General features: G+C 64.9%; 8 protein-coding genes and 1 pseudogene. 1 reads left to right on the forward strand and 8 read right to left on the reverse strand.

The annotated features are described in order from the left end of the window. Window positions 1-280 precede the first annotated feature (280 nt). Window positions 281-949, forward strand: a pseudogene (locus tag AC3A5N_RS00460) (IS110 family RNA-guided transposase); the annotation flags it as partial. A gap of 163 nt (window positions 950-1112) precedes the next feature. Here the strand turns inward: AC3A5N_RS00460 and AC3A5N_RS00465 are convergent. From AC3A5N_RS00465 to AC3A5N_RS00500, 8 genes are all read right to left on the reverse strand, one after another. Next, window positions 1113-2627 (reverse strand): FG-GAP repeat domain-containing protein, encoded by a 1515-nt coding sequence (locus tag AC3A5N_RS00465; protein ID WP_487735340.1) that lies wholly within the window; start codon window positions 2625-2627, stop codon window positions 1113-1115. A gap of 62 nt (window positions 2628-2689) precedes the next feature. Continuing rightward, complete coding sequence (locus tag AC3A5N_RS00470; RefSeq protein ID WP_487735341.1) at window positions 2690-4036, reverse strand: spinster family MFS transporter; 1347 nt, start codon at window positions 4034-4036, stop codon at window positions 2690-2692. Between the two features lie 29 nt (window positions 4037-4065). After that, the gene (locus AC3A5N_RS00475) at window positions 4066-5649 is read right to left on the reverse strand and encodes a carboxylesterase/lipase family protein (RefSeq protein ID WP_487735342.1); all 1584 of its coding nucleotides are present in this window, start codon (window positions 5647-5649) and stop codon (window positions 4066-4068) included. A 133-nt stretch (window positions 5650-5782) separates the two neighbouring features. Continuing rightward, window positions 5783-6679 carry an SDR family NAD(P)-dependent oxidoreductase gene (locus AC3A5N_RS00480; RefSeq protein WP_487735343.1) on the reverse strand — a complete coding sequence of 299 codons (897 nt, stop codon included), beginning with the start codon at window positions 6677-6679 and terminating at the stop codon, window positions 5783-5785. Between the two features lie 100 nt (window positions 6680-6779). Beyond that, window positions 6780-7535 carry a TetR/AcrR family transcriptional regulator gene (locus AC3A5N_RS00485; RefSeq protein ID WP_487735344.1) on the reverse strand — a complete coding sequence of 252 codons (756 nt, stop codon included), beginning with the start codon at window positions 7533-7535 and terminating at the stop codon, window positions 6780-6782. Next, window positions 7532-9091, reverse strand: a complete 1560-nt coding sequence (locus AC3A5N_RS00490; RefSeq protein ID WP_487735345.1) for a long-chain-fatty-acid--CoA ligase — start codon at window positions 9089-9091, stop codon at window positions 7532-7534. The genes AC3A5N_RS00485 and AC3A5N_RS00490 overlap by 4 nt, the downstream gene beginning before the upstream one ends. Continuing rightward, entirely contained in the window at window positions 9088-10653 is a 1566-nt protein-coding gene (locus AC3A5N_RS00495) for a carboxylesterase/lipase family protein (protein ID WP_487735346.1), read from the reverse strand. The genes AC3A5N_RS00490 and AC3A5N_RS00495 overlap by 4 nt, the downstream gene beginning before the upstream one ends. A 128-nt stretch (window positions 10654-10781) precedes the next feature. Beyond that, complete coding sequence (locus tag AC3A5N_RS00500; protein WP_487735347.1) at window positions 10782-13082, reverse strand: TonB-dependent receptor; 2301 nt, start codon at window positions 13080-13082, stop codon at window positions 10782-10784. Window positions 13083-13403: the final 321 nt, after the last annotated feature.

Genomic DNA, 13403 nt, shown 5'->3' on the forward strand with positions numbered 1-13403 from the left:
ATAAAGGTAGCTGCCGCTCATGTCGGCAACACAGCTGAATGACTTTTGGGCGCGACGTACTGGACAATCGGTTCCGCCGATAAGAGCGGACGTTCCCGGCTGCAGATTAGTTCTCCGAGAGCTGCCATACATTCAGGTGCTCGCGAGTGACGGCACCGGAGCCGTCTTCTGCCTGTCTGGTTTCAGAACTGAGAATTGAGAAAGCTGATGGGGTGGACGCCCCCCGGCGGCATCGATGTGCCAAAGTGGGGGTGTTGAACACCACTTGAAGGAGGCGTCCATGTCAGAGGTTACCACGATCGGGTTGGATATCGCTAAGACTGTTTTCCATGCACATGGCGCGGATGGAACGGGTCGGACGGTTTTCAGCCGCAGGCTCACGCGGGCCAAGCTGCTCGACTTCTTCGCGGCGCAGCCGGCGTGCACGATCGCGCTGGAAGCATGCGGCGGGGCTCATCACTGGGCGCGGCAACTGACCCATTTGGGCCATGACGTGCGGCTGATGCCGCCGGCATATGTGAAGCCTTTCGTGAAGCGGCAGAAGAACGATGCGGTCGATGCCGAGGCGATCTGCGAAGCCGCGCAGCGGCCGGGCATGCGCTTCGTGGCGACCAAGACCGAGGAGCAACAGGCCGCCGGCATGGTGTTCCGCACCCGCGATCTACTGGTTCGCCAGCGCACGCAGCTCATCAACGCGTTGCGCGGTCATCTGACGGAGTATGGCTGGGCCGCGCCTCGTGGCAGGGCGCAGGTGCTGATGCTGGCCGATCTGCTCGACGAAGAGGAAATGGCATCGTCCCTGCCCGAAGCGGCGCGCGATATGTTCAAGGTGATGGTCGATCATCTCTACCGGCTCGATGCGCAGATCGCCGATCTCGACCGCGAGATCGAGCGCCGGGCGCAGGCAGACGAGGCGGCCCGCAGGCTGATGACTATCCCCGGCATCGGCGCTCGCGGTCAGGACGAAGGATCAGGCTGGCTGTTGGGGGGCGCTTGGAAAGTGACTGTCGGATACGGAAGTCAAAGAGAAACCCGCTAATATACCATCACCCGTACTTTTGCCTGTCAACGCAGTCCCGGTTAGCAAGCATTTTGTCGATTATCTCAAGTGCCTAGTCCCGCTTGTTTGGCGGGATCAGTGTACTGCTTCTCCCATAGAGGTCGATCCAGTTCGAAGGGGGCAGACCAAGCGGCTGGCTGTCATCGGTCCGCGCCGGTTGAAACGATGCTTCAGGTCGGGCTGACCGAATTTGCTCGAGCCAGAACACGCCGTCGAAGCGGCCACTGTTGCCCCTTGTGGAGACGAGATCGACATCGCCGTCGCCGTCCATGTCGCGCGCGATGAACTGATCGAACATGCCCCGCACGCGGCGCAAGATGTCGTGGCGTGTCCAATGGCCCGACGGAACGCCGGGGTTCGCGAACCATGCGATGCGACCGGTCGTGGACGCGCTGGTGACGTCGGGATGATCTTCCTCGCGCGTCGCGCCGGTATAGCCGCCGGTGAGGATATTGAGCCCGGAATAGCCGCCGGTAACCACGTCGAAATCGCCGTCGCCGTCGAAGTCGGCGAGTTCGATGGCGATCGCGATGTCGGGAAGGATGTCGCCTATCCGATGATACTCCCACGGATCGTCCAGCGTTGACGGTTGGCGTAGCCACCCTAGGGCTGGCAGGCCGCCCGGCGCGCGCGGATCGCTGCACTTCTCCATCACGCCCACGACGAGATCGAGCCTGCCGTCGCGATCGAGGTCGCGGAACTGCGACTGGAAGGCGGTCGAGGCGACGGTGCAGCCTTCCGGCACGCCCGGACCGTCTATCCTCACCGGATGGGGCACGATCCCTACCAAGCCGGAATCCGCCACACCGACGTTTTCGAGCACGTACATCTGCTCGTCGACCCGCGCAGCCGCGAGAATGTCGAGATCGCCGTCGCCATCGATGTCCACCGGCATCGCCGTGTTGGGCACGCCTTTCGCGAACAGGGCCTGTTCCTTCCAGGCCGCTCCGTCAAGCGGGTCGCCTTCTATGGTGAACAGCGAGGTGGTCCGGTCGGCGCGCGGCCCGCCGGGATCGACGATGTCGCTCGCCCCCTTGTTGGCGGCGGTCACATCGGCCCGGCCATCGCCATCGATATCGGCGATGAACACCCGCAGCCACGAGCCCCGGCCCAGCGTGGCCTCGGGAATTGCACTGGCCCAAACCCCCGCGCGCGCGTCGCGCGGCGATCCGGGATTCTGGAAATAGGAAAGGTGCGCTTCCTCGTTGGCCGCGACCAGATCGGGCCAGCCGTCGCCGTCGAGATCGCCGACCGAGACGTCCTCGATCGCGGCGACGATATCGCCGGAGGCAACGGTCGTCAGCATCCAGCGATCCGGATCGCCGCTGCCGAACGCTATGCGCAAGTGGCCCGAATCCTCGTGAACCGAGACGATGTCCATGAAGCCGTCGCGATCGATGTCGGCCATTTGCAGGCCGTCGCCGCCGCGCAGTGCGATGCCGCCGTTGATGCCTTGATCGTCCACCAGATGTTCGCGCCATGCGATGTACTCGCCGCCCGGCGTCTTTGCGCTGCTAGGCGTGTCGGCGACGCTGGACGGCGCGGGATGGGAGGCTCCCCCCGACACGCATCCCGAGACCAACAACGCCGCCGAGACGGGTCCAGCCCATGGAGACCGCGCGCCGAACATTACGACACGCCTGGGGCTGCGGTCCTGCGGCCGGGGCTCGCATCGAGGTTCGCACGAATGTGCCGCGCGGCGAAGAGATAGTGCAATCCTCCCCACAGCGATGCGGCACACCCCACGACCAGCATCGCCGTCGCCAGCGGCGCATCCGTTCCGTCCGCAGCGAGGGTGTCGCTGAGGAACCCTACGATGAGCGGTCCGAGACCCAGGCCGATCAGATTGATGAAGAAGAAGAACACCGCCGAAGTCAGCGCGCGCATCCGCAGGCCGACCAGTCCGTGCGACACGGCCAACGCGGGCCCCAGATAGGACGCGGACAGGAAATGGAACACGCCCGTCAGCACCAGCGCCAGCGTCAGATTGCCAGTGGTCAGCATGACCAGGAGGACCGGCGTGATCGCGAATATCAGGAGGGCGGAGCCCCACACGTACCAGCGCCTGTCGCGCTGCCCCAGGCGATCGGCGAGCCAGCCGCCGAAGAACGATCCGCTGCCGCCTCCGAAACCGGCGGTCAGCGCCATCCACAACCCCAGTTCCGCGAGGCCGATGTCATGATTCCGCAGGAAGAACGAAGGTAGCCAGTTGCCCACGGCATAGATCACCATGGCTTGGAGGCTTCCGGCGATCGCCAGGTTGCGAAAGGTCCGGCGCGACCACAGGAATCGCGTAACCTCGAGGAAGGGCGGCGCTTCGCCAGCCTCGGCTTCGCGCTTTTCGGACCATCCGCGGATGGGTTCCTGCACGGTCAGGCGCAGAAAGATCGCGACCGCGATCCCCGGCAGGCCGACCACGAAGAATGCCATTCGCCAGCCGAACGCGTCGGCGATGAACCCGCCCAGCGCGAAGCCGGTGAGGATGCCAATGTAGATGCCGATCGAATAGATAGAGAGCGCAGTCGCCCGTTCCTTCTCTTCGAAGATGTCGGAGATCATCGAATGCGCTGGCGGGCTCCCCCCCGCTTCGCCGACACCGACACCGATCCGCGCGAGCAGCAGGTGGACGTAGTTCTGCGCTAGGCCGCTGATCGCGGTCATTCCGCTCCATACCGTGAGCGCCAGCGCGATGATGCTGCGCCGCGATCCGCGATCCGCCCAGCGCGCGATCGGAATGCCGCAGGATACGTAGAACAGCGCAAAGGCAAAGCCCGACAGCAGGCCGAGCTGGGTGTCCGACAGCTCGAGTTCGACCTTGATCTGCTCCTGCAGGATCACCAGCAACTGGCGGTCGACGAAATTCAGCGCGTAGACGAGCGTGAGGACGCCCAGCACGAAATAGCGATAGGAGCGCCTGGTGTAAGGCGTTTCCGTCAGCGGGACGGCGGCCGGACTGCTGATATCGGTAGTGCTCATGATCGGGCTCTCCCCCCCCTGTTTGCGCGCTATTGCTGTTCTTCTGATTGCGGCGTCGGATCGAGGCCGACCGGGATTCCCCACGGGTGGCCCGCTGCACGCTGCCGAATGCCGAACTCCTCGAGCAGTTCGAACATCCCCGGCTTGAAATCGTGACCGGCAATCGGCTCATCGGCAAAGCGAATGTAGTTCTCCGCCGAACCGTAGGGCCGCCAGTCCGGGCGATCCTTCGCCTCGGGCCGACCGCTGGCGGCAAAGCTGGTCCAGTAGTCGAGCATCGCGTTCGAGACCGTCTGGTCGTGCTCGCCATCGGGCACCGGCCAGCGATCGGGCATCGCGTCGGCGTCGAGATTGCCGAAAGTGAACGGCACTTCGCTCGCATGGAAAGCACACAGATCGCGCGCTTCCGCTGACGGATAGCAATAGTCGAAGACGTAGAAGTAGGATGCGAGGCCGAGCTCTTTCTGGCTTCGCGCGATACGCTCGCCCGACCAGCCGAAAATCGTGTCTCCGGTCGCATCGAGCAAGGCGTCGTCGCCTTTATCGTGCGGGTAGAGCCGGAGGAATTCGGGCGCCAGCTCGCCGTACACGCTTCCGATCATGGCCTCGTATTGCCGCGCCATCTTCGGCATGCGCAAGTCGATGCCTTCGACGGGGCGACATTCATGCGCGTTATAGCCCACGATCACGGGCACCCGCGCCTGTTCGCCGCGGTCGAAGATGTCGATCAACTGATCCGGCAGGACCGCGCCGTCGATCGTTCCCTGGGGTGCGAATCCGGCCAGCGTCGCGTGGTTCGTAAGATCCTGCGCATCGATGCTGCGCGCGGCAGCGATATCCGCTGCGTTCAGTTTGGCCAGCAGACCCGCGCCGATCTCTTCGGCCGAAGGCATTCCGTTGCTTGCCTGGGAAAGTTCGGGGAAACTGCGCACATTGGTGCTCTGGATGATCGCCTTGTCGAACAGACCGCGCGCTTGCGGCGATACCATCAGATAGGTCGCGCTCAACGCACCGGCCGATTCGCCCATGATCGTGACATTGTCGCGGTCGCCGCCGAAAGCGGCGGCATTCGCGCGCACCCATTTCAGCGCGGCGATCTGGTCGAGCAGACCGTAATTGCCGGAGATTCCTGCATCGGACTCGGCGCTCAATTCGTCATGCGCGAGCCAGCCAAGCGGCCCGAGACGGTAATTGACCGAAACGAACACGACCCCGCGCCGCGCATAATGCGCGCCGTCGTACATCGGCAGGCTCGAACCGCCGATCCGCAGCGATCCGCCGTGAATCCAGACGACGACCGGTGCGTTCTCGGCGTTCTCGGGTGCCCAGACATTGAGTGTCAGGCAATCTTCGGAAGTCGCGGAGGGCGGGTCGTTGTACAGGCTCGTGTCCGGCACAGGAGGCTGGATGCATGCCGGTCCGAACGCGCTCGCATCACGCACGCCGTCCCAGCCGGCGGCCGGTTGCGGTGGAGCCCAGCGGAGCTCGCCCACCGGCGGGGCGGCGTAGGGAATTGCGCGAAAGACGTTGAGCTCTTCCTCGGCCGCACCGCGCAAGTCGCCATGCGGCGTCGTGACCACGGGGGCGTGCGGCGTGCCCGGTGCATCGGTCACGCTCGCGCAGCCGCCGAGCATCAAGGTCGCAGCAAAAAGTCCGTGCAAAGGGCCTGGACGGTTCATGCCTTCATCACTCCTCTCCTCGCGTGGGCCCGGCGGGATTGCCCCGCTCGCGGCCCGACGCTCTCGATCAATCCACCGGGGCAAGCGCCTCCTCGGACCTGCCATTGGCCGCTTCGACTTCGCGCTCGGCCTGCGTGAAGCCGTATTGCGGGATAATCTCGCCCGACCTGTCGACGATCTCGCTCCAGCCTGCCGCGACGCGCGCAGCGGCGTCGGGCGATGCGCCGACCTGCACGCCGTTCGTCAACGTCACATGCGCCGCTGCAAAATGGCCCGCTCCTGCGCACAGGATCGCGCGCGTGGGCGCGTCCTTGCCCGCGAGATGCACCACGCCCGGGCTGACGAGCGCCGGGTCGAGCCGGGCGAGCGCGTCTTCCGCCAGCACACCGCCGGTCATCTGCGTCGCCGCCGTAGGCGCGAGGCAGTTGACGCGGATGCCGTATTTCTCGCCTTCGATCGCCAGCGTCTGCATCAGGCCGACGAGCGCCATCTTGGCAGCGCCGTAGTTCGCTTGGCCGAAATTGCCGTAGAGGCCGGAGGAGGACGTGGTCATGATTACGCGGCCGTATTGCTGGCTGCGCATCGTCTCCCACACCGCCTTGGTGCAGATCGCCGCGCCCACCAGGTGGACGTCGACCACCAGGCGGAAGTCGGCCATGTCCATCTTGGCGAAGCTCTTGTCGCGCAGGATGCCGGCGTTGTTGACCAGGATGTCGATCCGGCTCCAGCGATCGAGCGTTTCGGCGACCGTCGCGGCGACCGCGTCCTCGTCGTTCACCGACGCCGCGATCGCAATCGCATCACCGCCCGCCGCGCGGATTTCGTCCGCCACGCCGTCCGCGTCAGCGCGGCCGAGATCGTTGACGACCACTTTCGCCCCGTGCCGTGCGAGTTCGAGCGCATGGCAGCGGCCGAGCCCTCCGCCCGCTCCGGTGACGATCGCGACCCGTCCCGCCAGGTTCATCGTTGCTTCTCCCTCGTTCGACATATCAATAACTCACCAGTGAGTGAACAAAAGTTTCACCACGGCGCTGCGCATGTGTTTCATCAACAAGCGCAGCCCCTCAGCCGTCCTGTCGGCGGCCAGGTTGCCCGCAGATGTCCCGAAATCCCGCCGCCATGAAGCGCGCCATCCGCGCCTTGACCGCCTCGTAATCCTCCGATCGGCACAGGCCGTCCGACAGCTTGTCGATGCGCCCCGTCCGCGCCAGCGTCAGCATCAGCGCGCCGGTCACGAAGTGATAGCCCCAGAAGATGTCCCGCTCGTCCGCCTCGGGCAGCGCCTTCTTGAGTATCTCGATCAGCCGCAGCACCACGGGATCGAAATACTTGTCCATGAAGGCAGCGCCTTCGGGGCTGTTCGATGCCTGCGCACCGAACGCGCCGTAGTTCTTCCAGCCCTCGCCGCCCTGGATGTAGAGATCGAGGTCGGTGTCGAGAAAGGCGTGCAGCGCGCCTTCGACCGTAGGCTTGCCGGCGGCCTCGCGGTCGTAGTCGTCGAGCGCCTTCATCCGCTTCTCGATCGTGACCACCGCACGCCGTGCGAACACCGCATCGAACAGCGTCTGCTTGTCGTCGAAATAGTAATTGACCAGCGTGTGGTGCACCCCGACACGCTTGGCCACGTCCTTCAGCGTCACGCCGTAGAGCCCGTGGCGCGAGAACAGGTACTCGGCCGCGTCGAGGATCTGCTCAGTCGTTTCCGCGCGCCGCTCGGCCTTGGATTGCGGCTTGGTTCGCGGTTTCCTGGCTGCCGGCAAGTTGGACCCCTTTTCGGAACTGGCCGCCGGGGCGGCCGCAAGATCGATGTCGTCGATCATGCCCTGCTATACTCGGTCCGCAAGCGCAACTTGTCGATCTTACCGGTCGCCGCCAGTGGCATTTGCGCGAGGCGCACCACCTCGTCGGGTATCCACCAGTTGGCGACCTGACCGCGGAGCGGCGCGAACAATGCCTCGTCGCTCAACGAGCGATCCTCGCGCAGTTCGACCAGCAGCATCGGCCGCTCGCCCCACTTGGGGTCCGTTCGTCCGATCACCGCTGCCAGCGCGACCTCGGGCAGCGAGGCGACCAGCGCCTCGATTTCAGCCGGATTGATCCATTCGCCGCCCGACTTGATCAGGTCCTTCGAACGGCCGGTGATCTGCAGATTTCCGTCTTCGTCGATTGCAGCGAGGTCGCCAGTATCGAACCAGCCACCCTGCGTCGCGGGCTCTTCCTGACCGAAATAGCGCTCGACCACCGATGGGCCGCGCACCCACAGGTGTCCTTCTGCGCCCCGCTGTTCGGGCAGCGGCGCGCCGGTATGGTCGGTCAGCAGAAGGTCCATGCCCTGCGCAGGGCGGCCCGAAAGCGCCGGGTTGCGCGGCGTGGCGGCAGGCGGCGTGGCCGTACCGAGCGGCGAGAGTTCGGTCATGCCCCAGGTCGTCTGCACCTCGATCCCGCGCGCCTCGATCCGCGCCATCAGCGCAGGCGGCATCGGCGCCCCGCCGACCATGACCCGCTGGAGCGAAGGCACCTCCGCGCCGCATTCATCGAGATGGTCGAGCAGCCCGAGCCAGACGGTGGGCACGCCGACCGCGATCGTCACGCCCTCCTCGGCGATCAGTCTGGCAAGGCTCGCACCATCCGCGTGTCGTCCGGGCAGCACCAGCTTGGCACCGGTCGCGGGTGCGGCGAAGGGCAGGCCCCAGGCGTTGGCATGGAACATGGGGACGACCGGCAGAACGACGTCGCGCGAGGTGATCCCGGCGACGTCCGCCTGCAACTGGCGAAGCGTGTGAAGGTAGTTCGCCCGGTGCGTGTACGTGACGCCCTTCGGCGCCCCCGTCGTGCCCGAGGTGAAGCACAGGCCGCACGGAATGGTCTCGTCGAATCTGCCCCAGGGAACGTCTCCCCCGGCGCTCGCGAGCAGTTCTTCCAGTTGCTGGCCGATGTCGGCCGCTCCGTCGATCGTCAACACGTGCCGCACCCCGGGTGCGTTGGCAGCTATCTCGCGGGCGAGCGGCGCGAGATCGGCGCTGGCGATCAGGATCGCGGCGTCGGACTGGCACGCCATCCAAGCAAGTTGCTCGGCGGTGAGGCGCGGGTTGAGCGTGTGGCACACCGCGCCCATGCCCATGATCGCGTACCAGCTCTCCAGATGTGCTTGCGTGTTCCAAGCCAGCGTCGCCACTCGATCGCCCTGCGCGATGCCGAGTTCCGCAAGCACGGCCGAGACCCGCTTCGCCCTCTCGCGCAGCGCCTCGTAGCCGATCCGGCGCGTCTCTCCGTCGTCCAGCGCAGTGACCACCTCCTTGCGGGGGTGCCACCGGGCTGCATGATCGAGGAACTTGTCGAGCGTGAGCGCGAAATCCTGCATCGCGCCGTCTTTCATCGGCATTGTGGCACTTTCGGGGGCAGCGGCGGGGAAATCACGCCGACGTTCCAGTTCCACTGCTGATCGCCCGCCGCACGGCGGCGGCAGACCGTCTCCTCGTAGAGATCGTAGCGGTCGCCGAGCACGTCGCGTGCGACCTTCGGTTCGTCGTCGAACACGATGAACGCCTGATCCGCGCCAAACCGCGGCCAGTCGGGATGCCCTTCGGCGACCGGGCTGCCAGTGCGTGCGAACGAGGTCCAGTAGCCGACCATCGCGTCCGACAGCGCGCGCTGTTCTTCGGTGCGCGGTATTTGCGGCCAGCTTTCCGCCGTTTCCCAGATCGTGCCGAACATGAACGGGATTTCGGCAGCGTGGAACGCATGCAGCCCTGCTTCGTCGGCCGCGGGGTATCCGTGATCGAACAGATAGAGATAGGCAGGCAGCCCGGCTGCGGCGTGCTTGGCGCCCATGCGCTGGACGGTCCAGCCGTAGAGCGCGTCGCGGGTCGCGGCGAGCATGCTCTCGTCGATCGTGTCGGACGGGTATGCCGCGAGATAGCGATCCGCTTCCTCGCCATAGGCGGCTCGAATCTTAGCCTCGTATTCTTCCGCGTCCTTGGGTGCGGGCGGCAGCAGACGGCGCAGCGAGCGGATCTCGCCGCTGTTGAACCCGGCGAGCAGCGGCACTTGCGCCTGCTCGCCCGCATCGAAGACCTCCACAGTCTGGCGCGGAATGACCTTGCCATCGACAGTGGCCCAGGTCGGGTATCCGGCAGCGGTCGAGCGCTCTGTCAGGTCCCGTGCGCTCATCGCACGCAGTTCGGCCAGGCCGTCCGCTTCCAGCTGGCCTTGCAGCCAGGTTCCGATCGATTCGCTCGAGGGATGCCCGTTCTGCGATTCGTTCAGCGCCGGGGTGGAGACCATGTAGGCGCTCTGCATGATCGCCTTGTCGAACAAACCCTGCGCGGGCGGCGAGGTCATCAGGTACATGACGCTGAGCGCGCCCGCGGATTCCCCGGCAATGGTCACGTTGTCGGGATCGCCGCCGAACGCCGCGATGTTGCGTTCGATCCAGCGCAGCGCCTCGATCTGGTCGAGCAGCCCGTAGTTCCCCGAGATGCCCTGATCCGATTCCGCGCTCAACTCGGGATGCGCGAGGAAACCAAGCGCCCCGAGCCGGTAGTTGAGCGAGACGACGACGGTGCCTTCCTCGGCGAGGTGCGTGCCGTCGTAGGTGCCGAAGCTGCTCGCCCCCGCCACCAGCGCGCCGCCGTGGATCCACACCAGGACTGGCGCCTTCTCAGCATCCTCGGGCGCCCAGACGTTGAGCGTCAGGCAATCCTCGCTCATCGGCGCGAGTTCTTCGGCGTAGATATTGCTCGCGGTCGGGCGCGATTCGGGCTGGAAGCACGGCGCGCCGAACTCGCTCGCGTCGCGCACGCCGTCCCACTTGGCCTTGGTGACCGGCGGCTTCCACCGCAGATCGCCGACCGGGGCTTCGGCGTAGGGAACGCCGCGGAACACGCCGATCCCTTCGTCCGAGGTGCCGCGCAACGCCCCACCGGTCGCTTCCACCACCGGGGCTGCATTCCGGGCTGCGGATGCGTGGGCGCACCCCGTCAGCGCCAGTCCCGCAAGGCCTAGGAGCAAGTATCGGGTGCGACCCGATTGCGTTGCCTTCGCGTCCCTTTCCTCTTCGCCGCGCATCAGAATGCGTAGTCCAGCCGCACGCCCACCGTCCGCGGTCGCATCCGGGCGTATCGGCTATCGAGGAAGGCTTCGGGATGGACGTACGTGATCTTGCTGTCGTCGAGGACGTTCTCGACGTACGCGCTTACGCCCAGAGCGCCGAACTTCGTCCCGGCGAACAGATTCACATTGGTCCAGGCCTCGGTGAAATCGAACGTCGGGGCCACGGCCGCCGGATTTCCGGGGACATTGGGGAACTGGTTCGGGAATGACCCTACGTGGGAGACGTTGACCGAAGCGAACGCATCCGCCTGCTCGCCGATGGCGAAATCGTAGCGCAGCGTCCCCGATCCCTGGAACTTCGGCGAAGCGAGCCGGGTGCCAAGTTCTGCGCCCGAGATCGCCGCTTCGCTCGGGGTGAGTTCGGTCACCTTGGCGCGGTTGAACGATCCGTTGACCGAAAGGCTCAAGCCCTGGACCGGCCGCGCGATCACTTCGAATTCGAGGCCGTAGCTCTCCGCCGCGCCGATATTGGTCGCGAACTGGATCGTGTCCGACACCCGGTTCGCCTGAACCTGAATGTCCTGCCAGTCGATGAAGTAGGCGGCGATATTGGCGGTCAACCCACCATTCAGCCAGTTACCCTTCACGCCGGCCTCGTAATTGGTGACGCTGTCCGACTTTGCGCCGTCCGGGATAACGATGTCGTCCGGATCGAGCGTGCTGACCAGCCCTGCACGCGCATTCACGACCGGGGTGCGGAACCCGGTCGACACTGTCGCGTAGGTGGTGATCTCCGGCACCGGCTTCCACGAGATGCTGGCCTTGTAGGACAAGCGGTCGTCGGTGACCTTCAGCCCTTCGGCGTAGGGAATGTCCGTTACCGTCAGCGGAATGTCCGACAGGCCGGACAAAGCTAGCGCGAGATAGTTGCTGTTGTAGCCGCCTCCACGCGTGAAGGACTGGACCTCTGTACTACCGTACCGAAGGCCGCCAGTTATCCAGAGACTGTCGCTCAGATGGAGCGTCACCTCGCCAAAGCCGGCGATCTCGGTCTGGTCGGTATAGCTGTTGAAGCGCTGGTAGTATTCGTCGGGCAAGCCCGTCAGACCGCGCGCATCGAGGAATTCCTGGCTCGACCGATAGGCGAAATCGACCGTGCGGCGCTTGTCGTAATAGAAGAAGCCCGCGACCCAGTCGATCGGGCCTGCATGGCGTGAAACCAGACGTGTCTCTTGGACGAAAAGGTCGTCGAAACCATAAGCGTCCAGCGCGAAGGGGATAGTTTGCGCGAACGTGCCGGCAAGGTCGACGTAGAACGACGCGTCGTAGTCCGACAGTGTGGTCGAGCTGATCAGCTCCGCGAAGTCGAATTCATAATTGAGCGTGACGTTGTAATTGGTGAGCTTGCCCTGAAACAGGTCGGGCCGGTCCGAATTTCGCACGAACTTGCCGAGCAGGGGGTTCGTCAGCGCCGAATCCGCCGGCTTGCTGTTTTCGTAGGAGGCGAGCAGCTTCACCTTGAAGCGATCGGTCGGCTGCAGCAGCAGCGTCGCCCGGCCGCCGAACGCCTCGAGGCTGTTCGAATCCTCGACCCCGGTGCCGATATTATCGACCCAGCCATCCTCGTTGCGATAATACCCGGTGACTCGCAGGCCCGCCTCATCGGTCATCAGCGGCACGTTGATCATCGCGTTGTAGCGCTGGCGGACCGAGCTCGAGTTGGTCAGGCCGATGTCCGCGCTAGCCGAGGCTTCGAAATCGTTGAGGTCGGGGCTGCGCGTGATGATCCGCATCGCCCCGGCGAGCGAATTCGACCCGAACAACGTCCCCTGCGGCCCGCGCAGGAATTCGACGCGCTCTACATCGTAGAGGTTGGGATCGAGGATTGTGGAATTGCCGTTCGCGGAGATCGGCAGCTCGTCGACGTAAATCGCGACCGCGCTCTGGAGTCCGGCGCTATAGCCGTTGGTGTTGATTCCGCGCGCCGTGAAGTTGTTGAAGTTCTGCGTCGGCCGGTTGACCACGATGCCCGGCGTATTCTGCGCGATGCCCTCGTAGCCCACTATGCCGAGGTCATCGAGCTCTTCCTGGCCGAACGCCGTGACGCTGATCGGCACGTCCTGCAGGCTCTGCTCTCGCCGCGTTGCGGTGACGATGATGACCCCACGATCACGATCCCCGGCTGCCGGGGAGAGTTCTTCCGTGGTCTGGGCCCCGGCTCCGTCCGACTCACTGCCATCCTGAGCAAGAGCCACACCCGGCACGAACGCAACCGCCACCGCCGATGCGGAGGCAAACAGCCATCCCTTCAACATCTCTCTCTCCCATCAATGGCGCCTTTCACTGGCGCCTTGGGACGGCAAATTACCGAAAAGGGGACCGCTGTCAATGTTCACTAACGTGTGTGTGAATATCTGTGATTGATAGGTGCGGAGTCTGCGAACAGATCAGTCCCGGAAAGAGCGGCCCACCCCTTCGCGCATTTGCCATTAGGCGGTTGGAAACCAGTAAAATCCAGCCGACCCTGCCTACCGACGGTTCGCCTCCATAGTGGCTTCGGCCCTGACGGGTACTGGCGTGATTGTGCAGCGAGACGCGCAAAACGAATCTCCGGTCTACCGTGCTGCGGGGGGAGA

This window comes from Pelagerythrobacter sp. Soil_C_18 (assembly GCF_057657235.1).

Coding starts and splice junctions, on each gene's coding strand:
- AC3A5N_RS00500 (WP_487735347.1), bottom strand. CDS start 13,082: ATGTTGAAGGGATGGCTGTTTGCCTCCGCATCGGCGGTGGCGGTTGCG.
- AC3A5N_RS00480 (WP_487735343.1), bottom strand. CDS start 6,679: ATGAACCTGGCGGGACGGGTCGCGATCGTCACCGGAGCGGGCGGAGGG.
- AC3A5N_RS00485 (WP_487735344.1), bottom strand. CDS start 7,535: ATGATCGACGACATCGATCTTGCGGCCGCCCCGGCGGCCAGTTCCGAA.
- AC3A5N_RS00490 (WP_487735345.1), bottom strand. CDS start 9,091: ATGAAAGACGGCGCGATGCAGGATTTCGCGCTCACGCTCGACAAGTTC.
- AC3A5N_RS00470 (WP_487735341.1), bottom strand. CDS start 4,036: ATGAGCACTACCGATATCAGCAGTCCGGCCGCCGTCCCGCTGACGGAA.